This is a genomic window from Rhabdaerophilum sp. SD176 (assembly GCF_030143245.1).
GTDB lineage: Bacteria > Pseudomonadota > Alphaproteobacteria > Rhizobiales > Beijerinckiaceae > Rhabdaerophilum.
Window position 1 is genome coordinate 1 of sequence record NZ_JARJNS010000012.1, and the last position, 26,433, is coordinate 26,433.

Annotated in this window: 20 protein-coding genes; 13 read left to right on the forward strand and 7 right to left on the reverse strand. The window is 57.9% G+C overall.

The genetic code is table 11. From position 1 onward, the window contains the following. Nucleotides 1-49: 49 nt before the first annotated feature. Nucleotides 50-340 (reverse strand): recombinase family protein, encoded by a 291-nt coding sequence (locus tag P0652_RS18390; RefSeq protein ID WP_284180358.1) that lies wholly within the window; start codon nt 338-340, stop codon nt 50-52. A 777-nt stretch (nt 341-1,117) separates the two neighbouring features. Here P0652_RS18390 and P0652_RS18395 point away from each other — a divergent pair. Continuing rightward, entirely contained in the window at nt 1,118-3,472 is a 2,355-nt protein-coding gene (locus tag P0652_RS18395) for a coiled-coil domain-containing protein (RefSeq protein ID WP_284180359.1), read from the forward strand. 3 nt (nt 3,473-3,475) lie between these two features. On the opposite strand, the gene P0652_RS18400 is transcribed toward P0652_RS18395, so the two are convergent. From P0652_RS18400 to P0652_RS18415, 4 genes are all read right to left on the reverse strand, one after another. Continuing rightward, nucleotides 3,476-4,939, reverse strand: coding sequence for a hypothetical protein (locus P0652_RS18400; RefSeq protein WP_284180360.1), 1,464 nt, complete (start codon nt 4,937-4,939; stop codon nt 3,476-3,478). An 80-nt stretch (nt 4,940-5,019) separates the two neighbouring features. After that, nucleotides 5,020-6,204, reverse strand: a complete 1,185-nt coding sequence (locus tag P0652_RS18405) for an AAA family ATPase (RefSeq protein WP_284180361.1) — start codon at nt 6,202-6,204, stop codon at nt 5,020-5,022. After that, complete coding sequence (locus P0652_RS18410; RefSeq protein ID WP_284180362.1) at nt 6,204-6,914, reverse strand: hypothetical protein; 711 nt, start codon at nt 6,912-6,914, stop codon at nt 6,204-6,206. The genes P0652_RS18405 and P0652_RS18410 overlap by 1 nt, the downstream gene beginning before the upstream one ends. Before the next feature lie 97 nt (nt 6,915-7,011). Beyond that, the gene (locus tag P0652_RS18415) at nt 7,012-7,443 is read right to left on the reverse strand and encodes a hypothetical protein (protein ID WP_284180363.1); all 432 of its coding nucleotides are present in this window, start codon (nt 7,441-7,443) and stop codon (nt 7,012-7,014) included. 313 nt (nt 7,444-7,756) lie between these two features. Here P0652_RS18415 and P0652_RS18420 point away from each other — a divergent pair, with 313 nt between their 5' ends. Genes P0652_RS18420 through P0652_RS18435 form a run of 4 tightly spaced genes read left to right on the forward strand, consistent with a single transcriptional unit; the run spans nt 7,757 to nt 14,910 of the window. Then, nucleotides 7,757-10,792 carry a type I restriction endonuclease subunit R gene (locus P0652_RS18420; protein WP_284180364.1) on the forward strand — a complete coding sequence of 1,012 codons (3,036 nt, stop codon included), beginning with the start codon at nt 7,757-7,759 and terminating at the stop codon, nt 10,790-10,792. Beyond that, entirely contained in the window at nt 10,782-12,074 is a 1,293-nt protein-coding gene (locus P0652_RS18425; RefSeq protein WP_284180365.1) for a restriction endonuclease subunit S, read from the forward strand. The genes P0652_RS18420 and P0652_RS18425 overlap by 11 nt, the downstream gene beginning before the upstream one ends. After that, nucleotides 12,071-13,300 carry an AAA family ATPase gene (locus P0652_RS18430; RefSeq protein ID WP_284180366.1) on the forward strand — a complete coding sequence of 410 codons (1,230 nt, stop codon included), beginning with the start codon at nt 12,071-12,073 and terminating at the stop codon, nt 13,298-13,300. The genes P0652_RS18425 and P0652_RS18430 overlap by 4 nt, the downstream gene beginning before the upstream one ends. Beyond that, nucleotides 13,297-14,910 carry a type I restriction-modification system subunit M gene (locus P0652_RS18435; RefSeq protein ID WP_284180367.1) on the forward strand — a complete coding sequence of 538 codons (1,614 nt, stop codon included), beginning with the start codon at nt 13,297-13,299 and terminating at the stop codon, nt 14,908-14,910. The genes P0652_RS18430 and P0652_RS18435 overlap by 4 nt, the downstream gene beginning before the upstream one ends. Before the next feature lie 23 nt (nt 14,911-14,933). Here P0652_RS18435 and P0652_RS18440 read toward each other — a convergent pair whose 3' ends face one another. Both P0652_RS18440 and P0652_RS18445 read right to left on the reverse strand, forming a co-directional pair. Then, on the reverse strand, nt 14,934-15,560 hold the full coding sequence (locus P0652_RS18440; RefSeq protein WP_284180368.1) for a hypothetical protein: 627 nt from the start codon (nt 15,558-15,560) through the stop codon (nt 14,934-14,936). 133 nt (nt 15,561-15,693) lie between these two features. Further along, entirely contained in the window at nt 15,694-16,260 is a 567-nt protein-coding gene (locus P0652_RS18445; RefSeq protein ID WP_284180369.1) for a hypothetical protein, read from the reverse strand. A gap of 588 nt (nt 16,261-16,848) precedes the next feature. Between P0652_RS18445 and P0652_RS18450 the strand changes: the two genes are divergently transcribed. The 8 genes from P0652_RS18450 to P0652_RS18485 all read left to right on the forward strand — a co-directional run bounded on the left by P0652_RS18450 (nt 16,849) and on the right by P0652_RS18485 (nt 26,287). Then, on the forward strand, nt 16,849-18,039 hold the full coding sequence (locus P0652_RS18450; RefSeq protein ID WP_284180370.1) for a tyrosine-type recombinase/integrase: 1,191 nt from the start codon (nt 16,849-16,851) through the stop codon (nt 18,037-18,039). A 42-nt stretch (nt 18,040-18,081) separates the two neighbouring features. Beyond that, the gene (locus tag P0652_RS18455) at nt 18,082-18,840 is read left to right on the forward strand and encodes a hypothetical protein (RefSeq protein WP_284180372.1); all 759 of its coding nucleotides are present in this window, start codon (nt 18,082-18,084) and stop codon (nt 18,838-18,840) included. Nucleotides 18,841-18,951: 111 nt separating this feature from the next. Continuing rightward, the gene (locus tag P0652_RS18460; protein WP_284180373.1) at nt 18,952-19,182 is read left to right on the forward strand and encodes a helix-turn-helix transcriptional regulator; all 231 of its coding nucleotides are present in this window, start codon (nt 18,952-18,954) and stop codon (nt 19,180-19,182) included. Nucleotides 19,183-19,507: 325 nt separating this feature from the next. Beyond that, on the forward strand, nt 19,508-19,798 hold the full coding sequence (locus P0652_RS18465; RefSeq protein ID WP_284180374.1) for a helix-turn-helix transcriptional regulator: 291 nt from the start codon (nt 19,508-19,510) through the stop codon (nt 19,796-19,798). Continuing rightward, nucleotides 19,798-20,442: a MerR family transcriptional regulator gene (locus tag P0652_RS18470; RefSeq protein WP_284180375.1), complete on the forward strand. Its 645-nt coding sequence runs from the start codon at nt 19,798-19,800 to the stop codon at nt 20,440-20,442. Before P0652_RS18465 ends, P0652_RS18470 begins: the two co-directional genes overlap by 1 nt. Before the next feature lie 21 nt (nt 20,443-20,463). After that, entirely contained in the window at nt 20,464-21,579 is a 1,116-nt protein-coding gene (locus P0652_RS18475) for a tyrosine-type recombinase/integrase (protein WP_284180376.1), read from the forward strand. A gap of 537 nt (nt 21,580-22,116) precedes the next feature. Further along, entirely contained in the window at nt 22,117-22,893 is a 777-nt protein-coding gene (locus tag P0652_RS18480) for a Hachiman antiphage defense system protein HamA (protein WP_284180377.1), read from the forward strand. Further along, complete coding sequence (locus P0652_RS18485; protein WP_284180378.1) at nt 22,880-26,287, forward strand: DEAD/DEAH box helicase; 3,408 nt, start codon at nt 22,880-22,882, stop codon at nt 26,285-26,287. The genes P0652_RS18480 and P0652_RS18485 overlap by 14 nt, the downstream gene beginning before the upstream one ends. Nucleotides 26,288-26,433 lie beyond the last annotated feature (146 nt).

Genomic DNA, 26,433 nt, shown 5'->3' on the forward strand with positions numbered 1-26,433 from the left:
CCACAAGGCGTAAAACCCGCCGAGGCTCTAATCGCCGCTGGATGACAACTCAGTGGCAGGTCACCATCATCATGGTTATCCGGTTGACTGGATCAAAGATGTATTGAACCATCAACTCAAAGTTGGGCCGCTTGGTCGAACTCCCGCTAAAGCCAGCATCGACGAATACCTCAGCGAGTTCCCAGCCTTCGGCCTGACAGCGACATTCGATGTCACGAATTTGCTGATCGATGGAAAGCCGGTTCTCGGCCTGCTCTTCGGTCGAAACCCGGGCATAGCCGACAACGCGAATGCTCGCGTGGCTCTGCAAGACAGGGGGGTGGGATTTCCGGCGGGGCATGGGACCTCCTGGCGACTAGCGAGTGGAATCACGAAGGCGTCGTGCAGGCAAGGCCTTCGAATGCGAGGGGGCCTTTTGCGTTGCCATGCTTCGTGCTAGAATTTTTTCGATTTCGTCGTGCATTAGACGCTCGATTGCATCGATCTCAGCTGCGGAGAACACTCCGGCGTCGATGTTTTCGACCGAGACAGATAGGTGGTCCGGGATCGCTCGATCCTTTCGGGATGATCGTTTCGGATTGGTCGGTGCAGTTCGAACGCGTGACATGAGATGCGCCTCGTTTGTGAGGCTTCCCAATCTTCACATTTCGAAGCGCCGCTCACCGAATCGAATTGGCAAGGCTGGTCCGTCGGGGATTGAGACCCAGTAATTCAGTGTCCTCCCAACTCTGGAGGACACGCGCATGCCTTGCACGGCACCCGAGACGAGTGGCTTCGGCCGCGACTGCAAATGCACCCCTTATCGGTCCCATCGCGGATGCGATCGCCGCGCTAATCGGATCGGGCGCATGCCCGGGTCGGGGGTACTTATCTTGCCAGACGGCCTGTCTGGCCCCGCCGGCTGGCGGGCATTCTGCCGTGCCCATGGCCCGGCCAGCGTCGCAGACCGAACGGAGTTAAGCGGAGCGGTTTTCGGCACGAAAATAACTCCCAGTGAGTTCCTTGGCGTTTGCGCCAAGGAACTCACTGGGTTCGCCCGCGGATCCCGCGGGGGAAATCTCAGAGCCGAGACGCATGTCGAGGCAGGGTTGGCCTGGAAGGTGTCCGGAGGTACGCGATGAGCACCCCCGGGAAGCCGATGTATGCCTTCGCGCGCGTCGACAAACTGAAGACGTTCGCGGATCTGGTTGACGCACAGCTTCATGCCGATCGCGATCCATCGGCAAGGTTCGAAATCCGAGCGGGCACCGATCCAGTAAAGGATCAGATCCGATGGACACGTGGTGCGGGCGACGGCGTCTTTAACCTTGTTGAGGGCTGGCGCCAGGCCAAGGGCTCCGCAAGGGAACGCGCCCGAGCGCCCATATGCATGCATCTCATCCTCGGTGTATCAGCTAGTTGGGTACAGATCGCGGGTGGGCTTCACGAGCGCGATAACCCACGCAACCGCGCGCTGCTCAACGCCGCCAAGGATTTCGTCGAGGGCCAGATCGGCCCGGTCGCAGCGGTCCGGCTCGACCTTGACGAGATGGGCGGCGCGGTCGTCGACGTGTTCGCAGTGCCCGTCTACGAGCGACAAAGACGCTTGTGCAAGGATGGTAGTCGCTCCGATGACGGCGTGTTGGAAATCTCGTGCAACAAAGCGTTCGAGGGCCTACGTTCCAGCACCAAGGAGCGCGGCGACTATTCGGCGCTCCAGACTGGCTGGGCGAACTATGCTCAGACGCATCTCGACAAAGCGCTGGTGCGTGGCCAGCGCAAATACATGACAGACCGTCGCCATCTGGAAACTCCGGAATACCGGGCTCAGCAGCAGGCGCTTGATGTCTTAAAAAAGGAAGCTGAAGCCGCTCAGGTGGTTCTTGATGAGCTGACGGTCGAGAAGAAGGCAATAGACGACGCCAAACGGTCACTTGAATGGCGCGAAGCTGGAATCGATCGCCTCGAGCGGGAATACCGAAGCGAAATCGACCGCGAGGTGAAGACGCTTGCAGCAGCTTGGACGCGGCTTGCAGATGGGGAGGAGCTCACCGACGCCGATCGGGCGTCGATGTCTGCTCCTATGGCGATTAAGGCCAGCGCTGCGCTGGAGGCTGCGATTGCCGCAGTCGAAGCGGAGAAAGCGACACAGGATAAGCGCGCTGCTGACAACCTGCGCGAGGAAGAACGCGTGGCAGGACTGCGCTTCGACGTGAAGGAACGGGCGCACGAACTCGATAAGCGGGAGGAAAAGGTTGGAAACGACGAGCAGGCGATCCGGACGCGCGATGCCGGATCTCGCGCGCGCGCCGCCGAGCTCGAGAAAAAAGAGTCCCGGCTCCGCGTGGCCGAACAGGAGGCGCAGGCGGCGACCGAGCGCGCGAGCCGCCTCGTGGAGGAAGCCCAAACCTTGGTGAACCGCATTATGGCGGCCGTTCACGGCGTGATCCGGCAGTGGCGTCCTGGGTCAAAGGAAGGAGACGCAGAACTCTTGCTCCGCGCTGACGTGGCCAGCCTGAAAGAACCCGTAAACCTCGTCCTGGAAGAGATCGATCAGCGGCGACGCGGTCTCGAACAGATGGAGCAGACAGTTGCAATAGAAATCGAGAAAATGCACGCGCTGAGTGCGGAACGCAGCAAACAATGGGCCGCGTTACAGGATTTGAAGACCGATCTGGACAAGAAAGACAAAGAAATCACTCAAAAAGCATCCGAACTTGAGGCCAAGGATGCCAGGCTTACTGAGCGGGAAACGATGCTGAACGATGCCGTTGTAAAGCACGATGGGCGCGTTGCGGCCGACAAGGAACGCGTAAGGCGCTTTGGGCCGGCACTGCGGCGGCATTTGATCGGCGCCCCCTTGGCTGAGGATCAGGCGATCCTCGATGACCCTATGTTTGACGGCATTCGCGTGCAGGTTGATGCGACACGGAAGGCGCTAGTCGTCGATATTGCCGCGAAGCGCGAAACCCGTGACAAGCTGGCCAACGAAAGCACGGTGCTCGATCGCCAATCGGCCAAGATCAAAGCCATCGGCCCTGCCCTCGCGGCATGGCTCGCGGGCGAGCGGAGTGATGAGCTGAAGGCCAAACTGGGCCAACCGGAAGCCAAGCCCTTCGTCGATGCCATTAACGGCCTGCTGCACGAGCTGGCCGAGCGACGTAAGAATGAGATTGCAGAGACGGACCTGGAAATCAAAGCAAGGATCGAGGAAGCAAGAAAAGAGGAGGAAAAAGCAGCCGATCGGCTAGCCGAGACAGAAAAGCGCGCTTCCGATCTCGCGAATTCGATTGAGGCCAACGAGGAAAAAGCAAGGGAAATCAAGAAAAAGCTCAATCGATACGGTCAATTCATTGACAAACTGGCGGATCATGAGCGCCATATGCCGACCAGTTCGCAAATCGAGCAGACAATTGCCGACGCCGATCGTCAGGCGCAGACAGCGCAACAGCTGCGCAAACCACAAGTCAAGAGAGGGTTTGAGCGTGACTAGCGGTCAACAAGCGTTGGCTTCAAGTGCTACTGGAAATGCAAGGGGCACGCCTGCTCGAACAGATGCGAGGGCAACCAGGTCGAGACAATCAGCCATCTCCGCGTGGCCGCGAACAGCCAATCGCCAAATCGCGTCAAGCGGCCCATTCCGGCCTTTCGCTGACCGGGCGCGATATTGAAGGTAACTTACCGCGGTTCCAAGATCGATCTTGGGACCGCGGTTTCGCCTCGCCTCGTTCAGAATGAACCCGACTTCGAGCATCGGCCGCGTGAATATCCAATCAGCGTAATAGTCGCTCGCGTAGACGCCGGTCTCTTTGGCTACAGCCATTGCATCGATGAGGCCGAGGATGGGTAGCTGTTCCGGCATAGGTTCAAATTTGGACTGAGCACTCCGATCAAACATCACCCGGTCATAGGGTTCCGGCTCGACGGTTGCGCCACGTTCCGCATCTCGTTTCAACGCGTTGAAATCTGCATCAAACTCTTTAATTCGGCGGCGCAAAACCCCGAGATCGCGAAGCAAAAGAACCATTCCAATCAACGGGCCGCTGGTCCGTGCCCCGGGAAGGTTTTCGATGACCATTGCTTCAGGTTTGTCTGCCAAACAGACATCGTCATGTTCTGCATTCTGCACCAATTTATAGAGCTTCCGAACATGTGGCATGTTGACGGTCATGGGGAATTGTTCTGATGCTTTGGCAGAGGTACGGATGCGGCCCTGTTCCAGCGCCTCAACTATTTGTTCAATCGAAAAGACTTGCCCCGAGGCCTGAAGTGTCTTCCGGATTGCAACAATGACGCGCCCCATCCCGCGTTCTAGAGCACGAATTTCTGGAATACTCTTCCGGCCGGCCTTTCCTTCTTTTTTCGTGATCCTTGAATGGGCGCGGACGAGAGCATAAGGTCGGCCGGTGCCGTTACCATCCAGATTGCCCGCACCAAAGGCTGGCTCCATCTTCAGGTCAAGTTCGCAGCTCCAGGGACGCGCTTCAACACGACTTTTGGTGACACTGTTGGCCAACATAGCCAACCGATAGGCCGCCTTCTCAGCTTTTGTGAATTCTTCGCCCTTCTGGAATTCAGGGGTGATCCTGCCGATGCGACGGACATCGTCCTCGGCCAGTTGGAGGGCAGGAAAGTCATCACGCCCCAATTTCTGCGCGCAGTCGATGCGCTTGCGACCATCGAGGCCGAACCACTCCCCACTTTTTGTTTTCACGATAATAACTGGGTGGGGCAGACCGAGGCGCTCTAGCTTAAAGTTCATTGATGGCGGGGTGCGCGCGAAGAACTCTGCAAGCTTGTCGATCGGAGCGATTTCGGTGGCGACCTTCCCGTGGGTACACCAGTAGAGAGCAACTTTTTCTAGAGATATCGCCGTCCCATCTGGGAATAGACCGAGCTCACCCGGCTGGCACTGAGGCCAAGTTATGATTAACTTCAGATCTTCGTCGCTTAACAGCATCGATGCACGTGTTTCAAGAGAATGGTCAACCTACCATAAGCAGCAGAGGTGATGATCCACTTATCAAGACTGCCCAGATTTTATAGAAACCCGATTTTTCTCTTCGTGGTCAGCCCGATCGTGATCACTCGCGCGCGCTCGACGTCCTCGGGTAGAACGGCGCGACGCCCAGCGGCAACGGCAAATCCCACCGCGAGATCGATAATCCGCCTTGCCGCGCGGGGATGGATCACACGCAACGCGGCGAGCGTGGCGGCATCAACGTCAATTTTGGCGGGGAACCAGTCTCCCCAGCGCTTCATGGCGGCCTGGATCATGGCCTCTAGGATAACACCCATTTCATGGCGATTTGGCTGGTCAATCTGAATCACCAGCATGCGGTCGAGGATCGGCGCCGGGATCGCGTCAATGTCATTCGCGGTCGCCAGCCACAGTAAAGCATCGGACGCGAGTGGCATTTTCAAATACTCGTCCTCAAACTCCCTCGCGGTGTCCACTTCAAGCAAGTCGTGAAGCGGATCCAGGAGCTGTCCATATTCTGATCTAGGGCATGATTTGTCGATTTCGTCGATGATAACAATCGGGCTTGCAGTCTTCGTGGCCAGCAAGGCCTTGGCGACGGCACCCATACTTGGTGTGCGCCAGGTCCAGTCAAGGCCAGACAAGACCCCTGCCCCGGTTTGCAGAGTCACCGGCACCTTCTCGACGCTAGTTCCAAGCGCGCCCGCGATCGCGTAAGCCGCGCGCGTTTTTCCGGCACCCGGCGGGCCGACGAGCAGAATCGGTGGGAGTCGTAAAGGCATAGCGGCGTGCCGTGACGCCCGCGCCGCGGCGAGAACTATGTCGAACAGCCGCCGAAAGTTCGGCGCAGTGGCCGCAAGCGCGTCCAGATCACCAATCATCGCGTCGGTGGCCATGATCATCGGACGCCAGCCCAGCATCGGGTCGTCCGCCATCTGCCGGAGTGCCTTGGTGCGCGCCACGAGCTTGTCTTGCCCGGGGCCCTCGAAATCATCACTCGCGAGCTCCGCCGCTGCCGGAGCGGGATCATAGATGCGCTTCAGCCAGCGCCGGTTCCCGTTCGCTTCAGGATGAAGCAATTCTGCCCCGATCGGTCGGTCGGGAGGAGGCTTTACGCCTCCCCCCTGCTTCTGCGCTGATTTTTCGGCGTAGACATTGATATTTTCGGGGTTTTCATCGTCGTCGAAAGGGGTCCTCTCATCGTTGTTGGCCCTGAACGTAGCGAGGGATTTGCGCTCCGCCATCACGCTGCCTCCGCTGACTTTGTCGCGGCGGGCATCAGTGGGGCGAGAACCCGGGCAAGGATGGTGACCAGTCGGCGGAACTCAACCTGCGGTCGATACAAGTAAATTTCCTTGACCCTGGAGATGCGAACCGTCTCGTACATCAAGGTGTAGGGAGTCAAAAGCATGCCCTCCGGGTCGCGGCCGGTCGCCTTTAGCCTCGCCTTCCCGTCGGCCGTCACCAGAAAGTCATCCAAAGATCGAGGAGCCATCATGGCATGGACCGCTTGATCCACAGCCTCGACTGGCACGTCGAGCCGGACCTCGATTTCAAGAACGCCATTCCGCAAGTAATAGCCGGCTGGCAAGTCAAGGCTTTCCCCCAGAGGATCGACAACCCAGGGCACCAGCGCCCATTCGTCCGCCTGTGGAAGGGTCTGAAGCTCTTCAATCGGCTGGTCCATCCGGCCGAAGAGCGAGCCATAGTGCTTGCGCCTCAAATCGACGATCCGCCTTTGCGCATCACCGGCGCTGGTGACGCCCAGTTTGTAGGCGGTCAGCCCCAGTGTTCTGGAAAAGGAGGCCAGTCCGCGACTTCCAGCGGCGTAAACAACGACACGGTGAGTGCCGCTCGCCGCATCGACCAAGCGGTTGGAAAGGACCGCCTGGGGTGGCGGCCCGAAGGTGGTCAGATCGGATGTTTTCGGGGCTTTACGATTGTTCTTGGGCATGGGTTTTCGACCGGCAACGCCGGTTCCTTCTAGGGGTGATTGCTGGGGCTGGGTGTGCTTTCCGGGAATTGAGGGTCCCAAAGAAGCAAAAGATCCGTCAGTTGAGAGAACCGGGACTCGATGGCGGTTCAGCCTGGATTTCCAAGCGCACGCCTTGGAACTGGCCGTCAGCCATCATTGCGGCAATCACAGCGTTGGCGAGCAAGGCAGCATTAACCGGTGGCAGAAACTCTCGCGACATCGGACCTATAACCGTCACCTTGCGGGCCAGGTCCGTTTTGGTGGCTGATGGCAGAACCGAGACCGCAAGCGCTGCCTCAACATACCGCCAAATGAGTTCCGCCGCAGTTTCGGCAGGGAGCGCCTCTCGTTCCCGGAGCGCTGCCCGAATTGCGATCAGGCGGTCACATCGGGTCGAAAAGTCGAGCTGAAAGGCAGAATGCTGCTGGAGTTTCGTCAGCAACGCCTTGGCGGCAAGCGTCTTCAGCCCCGCGGCTCTCGCCGAGGGGCTATCGTCGTTCGTATTCATGGGCATTCTTTCGTAACTTAAGCGCCCCCGTCAGCGCGGTTTACTCCTCTACGTCTTAAGGGTTGGGAGACAGTTTCCGGGGATTTGAGAGAAAAAACTGCATTGATTAGAGAAATACTTTCGAATAATATACATCTCGAGACGGCGGAGATGCAGCCGCACTGGCTCAGTCACTTGCAGCCGTCTGGTCAGCGGCAGCCTCAGACTCCTGTAGGTTTATCAGGCTCGCCTTTCTTCGGAGTTGAAGCTACAAAATTGAATCCGTGATAGGTGCCCAGAAAGTCCAGCTGAGCCAAAAATTGCCGGTTTTCATATGAACACAGCTGAACGGGGTCTCGAAGAAGCTTTGATCACCAAGCTCCAGGACCTCAAGTACCACTATCGCCCGGACATCCGCGACCGCGCCACGCTGGAGCAAAATTTCCGCGAGAAATTCGAGTTGCTTAATCGTGTCACGCTGACCGACGGCGAATTTCAGCGGCTAATGGACGAGATCGTTACGCCTGATGTTTTCACCGCAGCTCGAACGCTGCGGGAGCGCAACAGCTTCATTCGTGATGACGGCACGCCGCTAAATTATACACTCGTCAACATCAAAGACTGGTGCAAGAATTCTTTCGAGGTGGTCAACCAGCTCCGCATCAATACCGACAACAGCCACCACCGCTATGACGTCGTTCTCCTGATCAACGGTGTACCTGTCGTTCAGATTGAACTGAAAACCCTCGGAATAAGCCCACGGCGCGCCATGGAGCAGATCGTCGAATACAAGAACGATCCAGGGAACGGCTATACCAAAACCATCCTGTGCTTCCTTCAGCTGTTCATCGTCAGCAACCGCGACCAAACTTTCTACTTCGCGAACAATAACGCGCGCCATTTCGCATTCAACGCCGAAGAGCGCTTTCTGCCGGTCTATGAATTCGCGGACGTCAATAACAAAAAGATCGTCCATCTCGACAGTTTCGCCGAGACCTTCCTTGTCAAATGCACGCTCGGCCAGACGATCAGCCGCTACATGGTTCTGGTCGCAAGCGAGCAGAAGCTCCTGATGATGCGACCCTATCAGGTCTACGCGGTGAAGGCGATCGTCGACTCGATCGCGCAAGACTGCGGCAACGGCTACGTCTGGCATACGACGGGCAGCGGCAAGACGCTGACTTCCTTCAAGGCGTCAACGCTGCTGAAGGACAATCCCGACATCGAGAAGTGCCTCTTCGTCGTGGACCGAAAGGACCTTGATCGGCAGACGCGCGAGGAGTTCAACAAGTTCCAGGAAGGCTGTGTCGAGGAGAACACGAACACGGCGTCCCTCGTTCGGCGCCTCTTGTCGGACGACCACGCCGACAAGGTCATCGTCTGCACGATACAGAAGCTCGGCCTCGCGCTGGACGAAAACAGCAAGCGCAACAAACAGCAGAAGAAGGACGGCAAGAAGAGCTTCAAGGAACAGCTCGAACCCCTTCGCGACAAGCGTATCGCCTTCATCTTCGACGAATGCCACCGCTCGCAGTTCGGCGAGAACCACAAGGCCATCAAGGAATTCTTCCCGCGCGCCCAGCTCTTCGGCTTCACGGGAACCCCCATCTTCGATCAGAACGCGGCCCAACAGAAGATCGAGGACACGCAGGCCAGTATGAAGACGACGGAAGACCTCTTCCAGCAGCGTCTTCACACCTACACGATCACGCATGCCATCGAGGACGGCAACGTCCTTCGGTTCCACGTCGACTATTACAAACCGCAGGGCAAGACTGTGCCCAAACCGGGTGAACCACTGGCGAAGCGGGCGGTGATCGAGGCGATTCTCGCCAAGCACGACGCGGCCACCGGGCAGCGCCGGTTCAACGCCCTGCTTGCCACGTCGTCGATCAATGATGCCATCGAGTATCATTCCCTTTTCAAGACCATGCAGGTCGAGAAACTGGCCGCCGATCCCGGCTTCCGGCCGCTGAACATCGCCTGCGTCTTCTCCCCGCCCGCCGAGGGCGATCCTGACGTAAAGCAGATCCAGGAAGACCTGCCGCAGGAGAAGGAAGACAACGCGGTTGAGCCTGAAAAAAAGAAGGAGGCGCTGAAAGCAATCCTTGCCGACTACAACGCCCAATACGGCACCAATCACAAGATCGGTGAATTTGATCTCTATTATCAGGACGTGCAGAAGCGCATCAAAGATCAGCAATGGCCGGATGCCGATCTCAAGAAGGCTTACCCCAACCAACCGCACCACAAGATCAACATTACGATCGTCGTCGACATGCTGCTGACGGGCTTTGACTCAAAGTTCCTGAACACCCTCTACGTCGACAAGAACCTGAAGCATCACGGCCTGATCCAGGCCTTCTCGCGCACGAACCGCGTGCTGAACGCCACCAAGCCCTATGGCAACATCCTCGACTTCCGCCAGCAGCAAGCGGCCGTCGATTCTGCCATCGCTCTCTTCTCCGGTGAGGCCGCTGCCGAGAAGGCCCGTGAAATCTGGCTGGTCGATAAGGCTCCGGTGGTCATCCAGAAGCTGGAAACTGCTGTCCAGAAACTCGACACCTTCATGAAGTCGCAGGGCCTCGAATGCGCCCCCGACGCAGTGCCCAACCTCAAGGGCGACGCGGCCCGCGCCGCCTTCATTGAGCATTTCAAGGAGGTCCAACGCCTCAAGACTCAGCTTGACCAGTACACCGACCTGACGGACGAGAACCGCACTGCCATCGAACAGGTCCTTCCGCGTGACAACCTGCTTGGCTTCCGCGGCGCCTATCTGGAAACCGCCCAACGCCTTCGGGCGCAGCAGGGCAAGGGCCAAGATCAGGGTGATGGCAAGCCCAGCCAGGACGCCGACCAGCTTGATTTCGAGTTCGTCCTCTTCGCCTCGGCCGTCATCGACTATGACTACATCATGGGTCTGATCGCCCGTTATTCCGAGGCGACGCCCGGCAAACAAAAGATGAGCCGCGCAGAGCTGATCGGCCTAATCCAGTCCGATGCCAAATTGATGGACGAGCGCGAGGATATCGCCGCCTACATCAACACCCTGAAGGCTGGCGAGGGCTTGAGCGAAAAGGCCATCCGCGATGGCTACAGCCGCTTCAAGACCGAGAAGAACGCGGCGGAACTGGCGGGCATCGCTGGCAAGCACGGGCTGGCGGCCGAGGCGCTGCAAGGCTTTGTCGACACCATCCTGCAACGCATGATCTTTGATGGCGAGGCGCTGACCGACCTGATGGAACCCCTTGGCCTGAACTGGAAGGCGCGGCGGGTCAAGGAACTGGACTTGATGGCCGACCTGATGCCGCTGCTGCTCAAGCGCGCCGGTGGCCGCGAGATTTCGGGGCTGAGCGCTTATGAGCAGTAAAGTGAAATCGTCTGCCGCGACGGGCGGTGAGTTTTTGTTGCCGAAACTGCGCTTTCCGGAGTTTCAGGACGCAAGCGGCTGGCGCATCACAAAGCTCAACTCTCTCTTGTTCGAGGCGAAGCACCGCAACAGGTCACTTAAGCTTGGCCCCGCTGACGTCCTGTCCGTGTCTGGTGAGTATGGTTGTGTCAACCAGATTGAATTCATGGGACGTTCTTATGCTGGCGTGACTGTCAAGGACTATCATGTGGTCGAACACGGCGACATTGTTTACACAAAGAGCCCCCTCAAGAAAAATCCTTATGGGATCATCAAGGAAAACAAAGGGAAGCGCGGGATCGTTTCAACTCTGTATGCAGTCTATCGGCCCTTTCCTGAATGCAGCGCAACCTATTTGGATCACTTCTTTTCCGTCGATTTCCACCTGAATGCTTACTTGCAGCCCATTGTGAGAAAGGGCGCAAAGAATGACATGAAGGTCAACAACGCCGACGTCCTCAAGGGAGATATTTGTGTTCCGACCCTTCCCGAACAACAAAAGATCGCTGACTGTCTGGACTCGGCGGACGCGCTGATTGCCGCGCAGGGGCGGAAGGTCGAGGCGCTGAGGGCCTACAAGAAGGGCCTGATGCAGCAGCTTTTCCCCCAGGAAGGCGAAACCCAACCCCGCCTCCGCTTTCGCGAGTTCGAGGGAACGGGTGAGTGGAAGGAGGTTCGCCTCAACACGCTGGGCGACCTTGTTTCTGGGCTAACCTACAGCCCTGATGACGTCCAGGAGGAGGGCCTTTTGGTCCTGCGTTCGTCAAACATCCAGAGCGGGAAAATCGATCTGAAGGATTGTGTCTACGTTGACCCGAACATAAAGGGAGCGAACCTTTCTAGACCGAATGACATTCTGGTTTGTGTACGAAATGGTTCAACATCCCTAATCGGTAAGACGGCGCTAATTCCAGAAGGAATGCCGCTCTGCACCCATGGCGCATTCATGACCGTTTTCCGCTCAAAGGCGCCGAAGTTCGCCTTTCAGCTTTTCCAGACTTCAAGATATCAGAAGCAGGTCGCCGGTGATCTTGGGGCTACCATCAACTCGATAAATGGCTCGCAGTTCCTGCGGTATAAATTCTTTGTTCCAAAGCCGCCGGAACAACAGCGCATCGCGGACTGCCTCACCTCTCTCGACGACCTCATCGCCGCCGAGGCTCGAAAGCTCGACACCCTCAAGACCCACAAGAAGGGGCTGATGCAGCTGCTCTTCCCATCCGTTGGGGAGGCTGACGTATGAGCAAATACAAGAACCTGCGGTCGCTGGTGGCCCGGCTTCGTGACGATCTCAACAACCCCACGAAGCCGATCTCGCTGCTATTGATTTTCGCCTACAACCGCACCGGCAAGACGCGCCTCTCGATGGAGTTCAAGGACGCGGGCAAGCGCAAGACGAAGAAGAACCCGAGCGCGACTCCTGACACCCTCTATTTCAACGCCTTCACCGAGGATCTGTTCGTCTGGGAAAACGACCTCGACGGCGACAGCGTGCGCCGCCTGCAACTGAACGAGAAGTCGTCCTTCTTCAACGCGATGACGGAACTCGCGCTGGATGAAGCGATCGCAGGCTACCTTTCCAGATACGCCGACTTCGATTTCGACTTCACCTACAAGGAGGTTCCGCAGGGGAAGGAAACCGTTTCCAAGCCGGACTATGTGAGCTTCAGCAAAGGTACAGAGACCAACATCAAGGTGTCGCGCGGCGAGCAGAACATCTTCATCTGGTGCGTATTCATGGCGATCTGCGAACGCATGCTGGATGGCCATCAATCCTATCAGGGCAAGAAATATCTCTATATCGACGATCCCATCTCGTCGCTGGATGACAACAACGCGATCTCCGTCGCCTGCGACCTCGCCAAGCTTCTTCGCCGGGCGGCGACGCGGAAAGATGGCGCGGGTGCGCCTGCGCCGATCAAGGTGATCTTCTCGTCGCACCATTCGCTGTTCTTCAACGTGATGTGCAACGAAGTCGGCAGGCGGGTCGATGGCGAATCGAAAGTCACCCACAAGCGATATTTCCTGCATCGCCCAGGCGGCGACGGCGCATACACGCTACAGGCCACCGACGACACGCCCTTCTTCCACCACGTCGCTACTTTGGCTGAATTGCAGCGCGCCGCCGATCCCGCAGAGGGCAAGCTCTATACCTTTCACTTCAACGCCCTGCGCAGCGTCATGGAGAAGACGGCTTCCTTCTTCGGGCATCCGAGCATGGCCTTCTGCCTGAAGGCGCTCGATAACGAGGAAGATCGCGCGCTGTTCAACCGCGCCCTAAATCTGCTCAGCCACGGCGCTTATGCGATCCACGAACCCACTGAAATGGGCGAGGACAACAAGGCACTTTTCCGCCGCATCCTCCGCGAATTCATCGCGCGGTTTGACTTCGCCCTGCCGGGAGTTGTCGCCGCCCAACCCGTAATTCCGGCGCCCGCGCCCGCCGCAGAGGAAGCACCCGCACAATGAACGACCACAACCAAAAGCAGCTGGGCAAGACGCTCTGGAACATCGCCGACACGCTGCGCGGGGCGATGAACGCGGACGATTTCCGCGACTACATGCTGTCCTTCCTGTTCCTTCGCTACCTCTCTGACAATTACGAGATGGCCGCGAAGAAGGAGCTCGGGCGCGACTACCCTGACCCGAAGGCGATCGGCAATGGCGGGCGCTCGCCCCTATCTGTTTGGTACGCGGAGAACCCCGATGATGTTGCTGCTTTTGAAAAGCAGATGCGCCTCAAGGCGCACTACGTCATCAAGCCGGAACACCTCTGGACCAGCATCGCCCATATGGCGCGCACCCAGAACGACGAACTGCTGAATACCCTGCAAGCGGGCTTCAAATACATCGAGAACGAGTCCTTCCAGAGCACGTTCGGCGGCCTCTTCTCAGAAATCAATCTTGGCTCAGAAAAGCTCGGCCGGTCCTACGCTGAACGGAACGCCAAACTCTGCACTATCATCACTGAGATCGCCAAAGGGCTTGCAGACTTCTCATCTGATGTGGACGCTTTGGGTGACGCCTATGAATATCTGATCGGCCAATTTGCTGCCGGATCGGGTAAGAAGGCGGGCGAATTCTATACCCCGCAGCAGGTTTCGGACATCCTTTCTGCGATCGTTACGCTCGACAGCCAGGAGCCAGCAACCGGGAAGAAAGAACGTCTCGCCAGCGTTTTCGATTTTGCTTGCGGCTCCGGCTCGTTGCTCCTGAACGTGCGCAAGCGCATGGGGCCTCATGGCATCGGCAAAATCTACGGGCAGGAAAAGAATATCACTACCTACAACCTCGCCCGCATGAACATGCTGTTGCACGGCGTGAAGGACACCGAGTTCGAAATCTACCACGGCGACACGCTCTCGAATGATTGGGACATCCTGCGCGAGTTGAATCCGGCCAAAAAGCCATCTTTCGACGCCATCGTTGCCAATCCGCCCTTCAGCCTCCGCTGGGAACCAACCGAGGCGATGGGCGACGATGTGCGGTTCAAGAACTATGGCTTAGCACCAAAGTCGGCTGCCGATTTCGCCTTCCTGCTGCACGGCTTCCACTATCTGAAAGATGAGGGTGTGATGGCCATCATTCTCCCTCACGGAGTGTTGTTCCGAGGAGGGGCGGAAGAGCGCATCCGCACCAAGCTGCTGAAGGATGGCCACATCGACACGGTGATTGGCCTCCCAGCTAACCTGTTTTACTCGACCGGCATCCCGGTCTGCATCCTCGTGCTGAAAAAGTGCAAGAAGCCCGACGACGTACTCTTCATCAACGCGGCTGAGCATTTCGCGAAAGGCAAGCGCCAGAACCAGCTCACCGATGATCATATCGGCAAGATTGTCGAGACCTACAAGTTTCGTCACGAGGAAGATCGATACTCAAAGCGTGTCGCCTTGGAGCGGATCGCCGAAGAGGGGTACAATCTCAATATTTCTCGATACATTAGTACAGCAGTCGGCGAGGAGGAGATAATTCTTAAAACCGTTCACCAGCAGCTCATTGATATAGAAAATGACATCCAAAAAACTAAAACGAAGCACAATACGTTCCTAAAAGAACTCAGGTTGAACCTTTTGCCGTAACATGCTGCTGCCATCATTCCGGATTATGGGCCAAAAAGACGTTCGAGGGACGGATTATCACGCACCTCTCGGCACATTTCTGCCGCGAGCTGTGGATTGCTATATTCATTCACGAGGTCTCTGCGCGACTTTGCAATTTGTTCTCGAAGCGCTGGAAAACTCTCCGGACTGAGGCCCATGTGCGCCATGAAAAAGCCAAATTTCTGGTTGCTGACGTTTATCTTACAGAAGCTCAATTTTGCAGTAATGACTCCGAAAAATTCTATTTTCTCTGGTTGCCTTCTATCGTCTGATCCAATGATTGTTGGAACACCGCGACGCAAGACCCTTGATATAAATGGATGTTGCATGATTTTAATGCAAAATTCTTGGTGGCTTTCAGAGTTATCGAAATCACGTCTATAAACGTGGTAATGCCGTGTTTTTGCCGCATTTAATTCTTGTATTTCTTTTCGTGTTACTCCGAACGCTCTCATACCAGCGCCCAATTCGTATTGATCGACAGATAAGGTAAGATTGCAAAACGAAATTGCAGCCAGTATGTCGCCAAAAAATTCCGTTTTTGAGAGGCCATTGGGCAGCTGGAGCGGCTGCGAAATGGAGGCATTCGTAAGCAACATCATGATGCCGACCAATATTTGCCGTTTCACAGCGTCCTCCCTCGCGGCGTCGACCTTAGCCTAATTGCCTAATTGTCTTCAATGGCGCTTATGAGGCGCCGCAAGGACGGCCTTTAAAAAGCGGGGGCCATCCCCTTCGATAGTTACATTTAACAGTAGTAGCTCACAATTTCTGTTGGTTACCGGCGTTAATCCAACGCAACAATCTTCCTCCCGTGGAATTCCAAATATTTTGGCCGAATAAAATCAAAATTAGTGTAATCAAGGAAAAAGCGTAAAGCCTTACAATTAATGGACCTATGATCGACAATTGTCTATGAAATGTTGCGCCGAGACGGTCTTCAATGCATGATCCAATAAAATTGTCTGTCTGACTAAATATGATATGATAATATTCGTTAATATATTTTTCTTTTTCAAACAATTTATTAAATACTCTATCTTCAAAATCAACCTCGGGTACTCGCGACTGAAGTAAGCCATCTTCGATACCCTGTTCTCTAATAACATCTTCTCTGTATTTTAGCTTCAAATTATTGAATTTAGCTATCTTTATCTTGGTGCAACTGTCATAAGCGTTGGCAACCAAACCACTACTATTTTTTATGTCATGTGCGATTTTTAAAAATACAGCCGTGAGCGTAGCCGAAAAAATAAATATAATACACCATAAAACAAAAAATATTCTTTTGGTCTTATTGTCTAACTTGTGATTTAGCCATTCGATCATTGCTGTACCTCTTGGATCCAATCAAATTGAAAATACAAAACAGCCACTGATGACGTCATGCTCAAAGACTTTCTATTCAAAAATGGAATTGATCCGGTACATCTGAGCCCCGCGAATATACCGATTTAAGGCACGTGATCAATGCTTGAAGATACACACTGTTTGATGATCTTATTGCTCGCGCTTTGAGCACCTGCGGAAAGCCGTTGATTTCTCGAAAGCATAGAGCCAGCCGTTGTGACTGAAATGGGGGCGCCAACCCGACAGAAAGGAATTTTCTGCTTCAACCTCGGTTTGGATCCTGAAGGGGGAATCAAACTGGCGCTGCGGCAGTATTCATAATTTTATCTCTCAATATCAATAACATAAATGTTCGCATCTTTGTTCGATACGGGGCACCACTTTCCCCTCCGCAGACGTCCGTGATTGTCCGTAAGCGTCTGAAAAATCTCGGTAAATCAACGATTTTTGGTCCGTAAACGTCCAACGGCGTCCGGTTTCGTGCGCTTGAAGCCAACCGATTTGTTGGTATCGTTGTTGGTATCGGAGCCCATACCAACAGGGCGATACCAACAGGCGGGTACCAACATGGCGCTGACGGATGTCGCGATTCGTTCTGCCAAGCCGAAAAAGGCATTGCAGAAAATCTCGGATGGCGAGGGATTACAGCTCTGGGTGCAGCCCAATGGCTCCAAGCTATGGCGGATGGCCTACCGGTTTGCAGGCAAGCAGAAGTCTCTCGCTTTCGGCACCTATCCGGATGTCAGTCTCGCCGAGGCCCGGAAGAAGCGCGATGAGGCCAAGGCGTTGCTGGCCGCCGGCACGGATCCGGGGCAACAGAAGCGCATCGACAAGCTGACGAGGGCCATCAGCAATGCCACCACCTTCCGCGCCGTGGCGGAGGAGTATCTCGACAAGCAGAAGCGTGAGGAGCGGTCTGAAACCACGATCATCAAGAACCTTTATCTGCTCGAGCAGGCGTTTCCGTTTATCGGTGAGCGCCCGGTCGCGGAAATCAAGGCACCGGAAGTTCTGGCCGTCCTCAAGCATCTGGAACGGAAGGGCACGCTGGAAACCGCGAAGCGTGTCCGGGGCACGATCGGCGCGGTCATCCGCTATGCCATAGCGACGGCACGGGCGGAAAATGATCCGACGACCGCGCTTGCCGGCGCGATCATAGCGCCCAAGGTGAAGCATCGCGCGGCTATTCTCGATCCGGCCGCCCTTGGAGCCTTCCTGCGGGCCGTCGAGAAATTTGAGGGGCAATTCACCACCAAGGCTGCGCTTCGCCTGCTGCCGCTTGTTTTCTCGCGCCCGGGTGAATTGCGGATGGCGGAATGGCGCGAATTCGATCTAGCCAATGCTCTCTGGGTCATTCCCGCGGCTCGGGCCAAGATGCGCCGTGACCATGAGGTTCCGCTGGCGCCGCAAGCCGTGGCCATCCTCTCCGAATTGCACGCCCTTACCGGGCGGGGCCGGCTGGTGTTTCCCGGCCTTCGCACGGTGGAACGCCCAATCTCCGAGAACACCCTCAACGCCTCGATGCGCCGGATGGGTTACACCAATCAGGATGTGACCGCGCACGGATTCCGGGCGACGGCGTCAACCCTGCTCAACCAATCCGGCAAGTTCTCGCCCGATGCCATCGAACGCGCGCTTGCGCATCAGGATCCTGATGCCGTCCGCCGGGCCTACAATCGCGGGGCCTACTGGAACGAGCGCGTGGAGATGGCAAAGTGGTGGGCGGATTATCTCGATCAGTTGAAGCGAGGCGGCTGATGTCGTCATAATCCGCCTCTATCCTGAATTTGAGGACGCATCATGAAGTGGCATCGGCAATTCTGGGAGGAGCCTCAAGCGCAGGCCGAGTTCGACTATTGGACCAAGGTGCCAACCTGGTCGCCCGAGGAAATCGTCGCGTTGTCGCTGAGCAAGGACCCGCGCTTCGTCAGCTCCGAGAAGTTCGTCCAGAGCACGCGCGGCACCGTATTCTCCGCCACCTATTTCGAGCGGCTGGAGATTGTCCAACGCCATCAAGCCGCGGGCGAACTGGATGATCGGACCCGTTCGACCAGGGTGATCGAGTGGGCCGAAGAGTATGATTTTCCGATGCCGAATGCACTGGTCGAGCGTGTCCAGCAGTTGGAGCAAAAGCGGATGAAAAAGCGCAATACGCAAGTCGGCACCCTTTCGGCGTCCGCTATCGAGGCAACCGCGTCAGTGCTGCAAGCCTTGCCGGATCACGTCACCGAGGCAGTAAACGCCACCTCTGAACCGGGCGATAGCCCAGGTCACTCCTTCGAGGCTCCTACGCCTCCTTCGGCGCCAACGGAACTGGAGATCCTGGATCCCAACGAACAACCGCTACATCCGAAGCAACGTAAGACCCTACTGATTCTTGTCGGAGCAATGGTGTTGAGTTCGTACCGATATAAACCCGGCTCGGATATGGGAGCCCTTACACACACCCTCGAAACCCAACTTATCAAACTCGGTGTCCCGCTGCATAAGGACACAATCCGAGGCTTTGTGAGGGCAGGGCTCGATATGCTCGCGGAAAATCAGTCCAAGAAAAAATAGGGACGAATTCGTCTGGAATTAGACGAATTCGTCTCGATCCTCACGAACTCGTCCTGCGCCGTATCGTGGCGAAATACCCCTGCTCCGTTCACAAACGGACGGAGCCAGACAATGAAAAATCCAATTGGACGACCTTTCGCTGAATTGCCGCTTACCGGCTATCTTCGGCTGCGCGACATCATCAAGCCTCATGGCCCGATCCCGGTCAGCCGGTCGACCTGGTATCAAGGCATACGGGACGGACGCTTTCCCCGGCCGGTGATGCTCGGCCCCCGGCTCCCGGCTTGGCGCGTCGCGGATATCCGCCACATGATCGAAAACGGGGTTGGCCCCAATGACTGAGCGGCCAACCACGTCAGGTCGGGAGCCGTCTGGGCCGGAGCCAGATGGCGCCCTGAAGAAAGGCAAAGGAACCGGTATCGAGCAGCCGGATCTTTTCGACTTCCGGCAAATCACGAAAGACGAAATCCCGCCATCCGCACACCCTTGCGGAGGCAGCCCCCCGTCAGACCGACAAGACATCGCAGCCCCCAATGCCGCGACAGACAGCGAAGCTCACCCGACCCCGGCACTGGATGCCGGGACCGGGTCTGACCAGCCCGGAATGGAGGCCAGCAAGGGCCTCGATCCGTTGCCGGATCCCGCTGCGTGCGAAGCCCCAGCAGAGATGCCCTCTCGCACCCTGCGGAAACGCGGCCGGCCGCCGGGCGGGCGAAAGCCCCTCCCCGCTGCCGGGCCAACGAAGGCCGCCCGGAAACCGCGCGCGGACAGCCCGCCGGCACAGGAGCGTGCCTTTCTCAGCGTAGACAGCGTCGCGCTTCGCTACGACGCGTCGGTCGCTACGATCTGGCGCTGGCCGAAAACGCGCGGGTTTCCCGAACCCCGGAAGTTCGGCCGCCTGACGCGCTGGGCTTTGGTCGATCTCGAAGCGTTCGATCAGGCAATGAGCAACACCTAATGGCCACGCCAACCGCTCCACCTGGCAGCCCAAAACGCAAGCGGCGCCCCTTCAAGCGGCGGCACACGATCCGGGCCCGCGCCGATCTGATCTACTCCCTGCCGGAGATCACGCGCCTTTGCGGCGTCTCCGAGCAGACCGTTCGCAACTGGGGCAAGGCCGGCCTCGAGCGCGTTCCCGGAACATCCCGGTTCCTGGTTTGCGGGGACAAACTGAACGCCTTCCTCGATGCGCGCCTTGCCGCGAGCCGGCAGCCGCTGGCGGCAACGGAATTCTTCTGCCTGAAATGCCATCGCCCTCGGGAGCCATCCCAGCGCAGCGTAAGGATGGCGTATCAAGGCCGGCGCAGCACCACCCTCAAGGGGCGGTGCCCGGCCTGCTCCACGAGGATTTTTCGCGCCTGCTCCCAGGAGACTGCCGAAGCCTTTCTGGCCCGGCTAAATCATGGGTCAGTCAGCACGAGCACAGCATCAGCGCCGCCCTCGAACCCGCTCAGTCTGCCGCAGGAAATGCGACGGCATGATCCGTCTTGCGATTCCCTGATTCACGGCGAGCGGCGTTTTTCCCCGAAACCCACCCAAACAACAGAGCGGCCTGCCGACACTACTGGGTTAGCGCAGCTCACTCTGCCGTTTGAGGTTTGAGCCCCGAAAAAGGAGGCCCCCATGCAAATCCGATCCAACGCCGAACTGCGACGCGACTGGCAGGTCGCTCTCGAACAGGCGCAGGGCCTGAAGCTCTCGACCGTCGTTGCGAAGCTTGCGGCCTTGCGCGATTTCGAAGATTTCACTGAAGGACGGTCATTCCTGAAGCTCCGGCGGGCCGATGTCATCCGCTTCAAGGAGCATCTCCTGACCACGCCCAGCACCGTCACGGGTGAGCGTCGCTCGTCCTCGACCATCGTCCACACCCTCGATCATTGCCGGGGCTTCTTCCGCTGGTTGGCCAACCGGAAGGAAGGACGCCCTCTCGACCGGGAGACCATCGAATACCTCACGGCGTCGCGCGCGGATAAGGAGCGCGCCCGTGCCGTGCCGCCGAAACCGGTGCCCGGCAAGGAAGAGGCGGAAGCCGCCTTCGCGGCTATGCCGGCGGAAACCCTGCTGCAGCGGCGGGACCGTGCCGTCTTCGCGATGCTGCTCCTCGCGATCGTCCGCGCCAATGCGCTCGCCTCGCTCACCCTGGGATCAGTGAATCTCGAAGAGAACTCAGTCTGGCAGGACGGCCTGATCGTCAGGACCAAGAACTCGAAGCGCTTCACCGTTTTCCTGTTTCCCTTCTTTCCGGAAGCACGGGCGGTTCTCGAAGCCTGGATCATCGAGCTGCGGGCCCTCGGCCTCGCCGAAAGCGATGCGCTCTTCCCGCGCGATACCGAGCTTGACCGGATCATGGCAGGCGAGCGCATCGGCCCAGGCGAATTTCCGGTCTGGCAGGGCTCGAGCCAGGTCCGCGCGATCATCCGGAAGGCCTTCAACGCCGCCGGGCTGCCGGCGCACAGCCCCCATGTCTTCAGGCACCTCATCACCCGGATTGGGTTTTCAAAGGCCAAGTCCATGAGCGAAGCCTTGGCTGTCAGCATCAATCTCGGGCATTCGCGCCTCGAGACGACCTTGATGCACTACGGCCGCCCGGACGATGAAACGCGCGGCCGTCTGATTGCGGGGCTAGGGGCCCATGCGGATCTGCCCGCGAATATCGACCTGGATGGACTTATCAAACGCCTATTCGAGGAAAATCCAGAGGCGGCGGCGGAAATCATGAGCGCGTTAGCGCGGCGCTAGGTTCCTCTTGGCCGACATCAACGCATCAGCTGGCCGAAGGCTACATCCTATGCTGATGCATTGTCTTCAGCGGAGCACCAGCTTTTGCCAGCGTTAAGATGCATCACAACCCGATCATAATATCCGTCCCGTCGAAAAGATCGTTCTGTTCGCCCTTGATGTTTCAAGCCAGGGTTTCCGCAAGGAGACCGGGTTCTCAGCTTGGCGGCCGATTTGGGGCCGTTCGCTGCCCGTCCGGTTCTGGCGACCGCGTGGGGATAAGCTACCGCTCAGCGGCAGACTCGTCAGGCGATGTTTGCTTGTCCGCTTGCGACACGATTGCCGTCGTTCATCGCTGTGAATGATATCCAATAAAGCCGGCAAGCAGAATTGCTGAACACTTGTCAAACCTTACTTTCTTCCACCGCGACAGCGGAGACGGCCTCTAGATCCTGAGGGTAGAAGATAGGTCGAAGAATTGACCTCGACTGGGGAGGTGCTGTTGAGGCAATTTAAGTGACCACACTAGGCAGGTCTGCAGGGGAATTGGCGAAGGCTATGTCGCTTTTCGATGAATGGTGCGAGTGCGAAGCCACCCAAAATGGTCGAAAGCGCTTGCTCAAATACACAGAGAGACAAAACGGCAGAGCCGCCATCGCCGGGCGCCTGCCCAATCTTGTGCGCTCTCACTATGACGACATGCAGCGAGTGGCCGAAGACATCGCAGCTCTAGGGTACGCGGGGGCGGCCGCATTGCTGGCAGAGCGATTGCCGCGGGCTGCCCGAGCGCGATCCGGAGAGCTTGGCGAGATACTTGCCAGTGAACTCGTCGAGCAGCATCTCGGCTACTCTGTTCCAGTCCGCAGGCTGCGCTACAAGGACGGTCGCGAAATGGCGCTGCGCGGCGATGACTTCATCGGTGTGCGCCTCGGCGCCGACGGCGAGCTCGGCCTGCTGAAGGGTGAAGCAAAAAGTCGGGCAAATCTCGCCGCCGCCGCCATCGCCGAAGCTCGCGCTGCGTTGTCCCGCGACGGCGGCAGGCCTACCGCCACGTCGCTACTCTTCGTTGCCGATCGGTTGATGGAAGTCGAGGGTCATGGAGCTCAGCTGGGCCGGACGATCCGCAATGAGGTTGCCAACCGCGCCGTACCCGCCGCGCGTATCGATCACGCGATCTTCACCCTATCGGGCAATGCCGCGCCGCGCGCCCTTGAAGTGGACCTTCAGGCCGCCGGTGCAGATCGGGGCCAGACGGTCGTTCATCTTCGCATCGAGGACCATCAGCACTTCATTCGGGTGACGTACGAGGGAGCACTCGCCATTGGAATCGGTTGAGGAGCTGACGATATTTCTGAATGCTGTGACGGCTGATGGGGCGCGTGGACGGTTGCGCGCCCGCGGAGAAGCGCGGGCAATCATCCGCCGTGAGGGCCTTTTGCCCGAAGATGCGCCGCCATTCGGCGATACCATCGATACCGATCTCGCCGAGTACGGGCTGTCGCTTTTGCGAGCGGCGATGGCGCTTCGTGAGGCAAACGGTGAGCCGGAGGTATGGCGGCGCGGCTTTGTACAGGCGGGCAATACACTCGAGGCGCTCGTTCAGAATGGATTGCCCAATGACGTTATGAGGGGATTTTACCGAATTGCGGGAGCAGCAGGGTATCATCTGGCGGGATACTCCGCTTTGGCGTTTTCCTTGATTGCGCAACGACCGGAAGATCCCAACTTTTCACCGGTCGAGGAAGCGATCGCGCTGCTGATCCTGCGAGACCTCACGACCTTGAGTGCGCGATCGCGGGGCTGGCTCCGCAATCCTGCCAACAGCGACCAACAAGTTGTCCAACTCGCTCAACAGGGCGAGATCGATCCTGACGACGTCATCCAGATTGTGCTGACCTCAACCGTTTACCGCGCGCTGGCCTTCTTCGATTTCGGACTTCAAACAGGCATGGCCGTGCTTATCGAGGAGGCGCGATCCCTGCTCCAGCGCGCCGTCTCCCTCGCCGGAAATGCCGGATCCGTTTCCATGTGGTGGATGGCGCGCATCGCGCTCAATCTGATCGATGATCTTTGGTCGAGCAGCCTCCATCAGGTTCTCCCGGTCGAAGGCCCGCCCGGATCGGAGAACTACGCAGCGCTCCGGCGGCTTTTTGTCGGCGAGCTCTACAGTCGCGCGATTGCCGAGGTCGAGCTCTGGCCTTCCCAGACGGAAGCAGCTCGCCGGGCGACAGATATGACCGACGATCTGGTCGTCGCGCTTCCTACGAGCGCGGGGAAAACCAGGATCGCAGAAATCGCTGCCCTCATGACCCTGTCGCTCGGACGTCGCGTGCTGATCGTCACACCGTTGCGTGCGCTCTCGGCGCAGACCGAACGGTCTTTCCGGAAGACGTTCGGCAGCCTCGGGTTTACGGTCTCATCTCTATACGGCGCGAGTGGCGCGGCGCTTGGTGATGAGGACGCCCTACGGTCGCGGAACATTGTCATCGCCACGCCCGAGAAGCTGGACTTCGCTTTGCGAAACGATGCGTCGATTATCGACGATATCGGGCTGGTCGTGTTGGATGAAGGCCATCTGATCGGCCCGAGCGAGCGTGAGATCAGATTCGAAAACCTTGTTCAAAGGCTGCTTCGTCGTCCCGACAATGCCGCGCGTCGGATCGTTTGTCTTTCCGCTATTCTGCCCGAAGGTGATCAGCTCAACGACCTCAATTCCTGGATCCGCAGCGACACTCCGGGTGCTCCGATCCAATCGAGTTGGCGACCCACGCGTCAGCGCTTCGGAACTCTCGCTTGGATGGGACATTCCGCTCGACTGAGCTTCGACCTCGAGGCTAGAGGTCCCTTCATTCGGCATTTTGTACAAGAAGAGCCCGCTCGGCGACCGCGTCGCACGCCCTTCCCTCGCAACACGAGGGAACTGACGCTTGCGGCTGCCTGGAAGTTCTCTGTGCAGGGGAAACGTTCGCTTGTCTTCTGCACGCAGCGCGATCATGTGGAGGGGTATGCAGAAGCGATCGTCGATCTCAACCGTCGCGGCTATCTGCCGGCTCTTCTCGATGATGAAGGCCAGGTAGAGCGCGCCATGGCCATCGGCCGGGAATGGCTGGGTGAAAACCATCCTGCTGTGCAGTGTCTGCGGCTCGGCGTGGCCATCCATCACGGCCGACTGCCCGGGCCTTTCCTGCGCGAGGTCGAAGCGCTGCTTTCGGCTGGAATATTGAGGGTGACGATCGCATCGCCGACGCTCGCACAGGGTTTGAACCTAAATGCCGCAGTGCTTCTGATTCCGAACTTGTACCGGGCCGGCATCCCGTTGTCCGGGGAGGAGTTTGCGAACGTGGCAGGTCGCGCGGGTCGCGCCTTCGTCGACCTCGAGGGGCTAATCCTTCATGTCATGTACGAGCCCGAAGAGTGGCGGCTTCAGGCATGGCGCGATCTTGTTCGGTCAGCAAAGGCGCGGGCGCTGCTGAGCGGCATCATCACCATCGTAGCGGAGGTGCTGAACCGCCTGCGGCGCGTGAACATGTTCATGCGCGCTGACGCGATGGAATACCTAGCCAACTCGCAGCCGGCGTGGTTCCCGCCGGATCAAGCGGGCGACACCGAGACGATTGAAAGCCTGATCGAGAAGCTCGATGCGACTGTGTTCGGTCTCGTCGAAGCGCTCGATGCCGAGAGCGTCGACCTTCCCCGCCTTCTCGACGAAGCTTTGACCGGTTCGTTGTGGTCGCGTCAAATCGCGCGACTGGCGCCGCAGCTGCGGAACGACGAACTTTGGCTCCTACAAGCACGGGCGCGGCTGATCTGGAACAAGTCGACACCGGCGCAGAGGCGAGCGACGTTCGCTATGGGGATTGGTCTTGAGTCCGGGCTTGCTATCGACGCCGTCGCGGACGAGTTGACGGCACTTCTCGACCAAGCGGACGGCGCCGCGCTTGGCGGGAACCTAGATGTGTTGAGCGCGTCCTTGGCAGCCATGGGGCGGCATCTCTTCGCGATACGTCCGTTCCGACCTGACGAGGACCTCCCAGCCAATTGGGAAGATCTGCTTCGCTCCTGGCTTGGCGGCGTAGACGTCGTAGCCTTTGGCGTGGACAAAATGCGCGTCGTTGAGGACGCGTTCGTCTACCGCCTGGTGTGGGCGATCGAAGCCATCCGAATGCGGCGGCGCGCCAATGGCGGTGAGTCCGAGATGATTGAGGGAAGCGCGGCCGCGACACTTGAGACAGGCGTTCCGCAGGCGATGATGGCGATGTTGATCAGGAATGGCCTACCGTCACGCGTCGCCGCCATGACCGCTATACGCGACACTAGGCCCGCATTTGTCACGGTGGCGGAAATGAACCAATGGCTTGCAAGCAACCAGATCGCAGCTTTGACCGATCAGCCAGATTGGCCGACGCTGATGACCGCCTCAGTTTGGAAGAAGTTCCGAGAAGATGCTCTCATTGGCGGAACAGTAAAGTGGGAGGCGCAGGACTGGCACCTCAACGGTCCGATACCGACCTTGGTCGATCCTGATTTTCCAGGACGGATAGAGATTGACGCTAACAGCGGCGCGGTTTCCGTTGCAACACCGGACTATCGCCACATCACCTCGATCCGACACAGGCTTCGACAGCATACGCCGAGCCTGATGCATGTCAGTTTTTCCGCTGATCGACAGACAACACAGATATTCCGTATTGGCCGCGGCGAGGCCGCTTGGCAGGAGCCAAACGCGTAGTATTTCGACCGCACGCGCGTTCAACGCCTACAGCGCGCCCCAAGCGCGGAAACTTCCCTGCCCGTCAGTTTAAGCAAGCTAAAGGCGCACCGTTCGAACGTCTGTAACGAGGCAGCGACGCGGTCGTGTCCGTTGTCGAGCCGCAA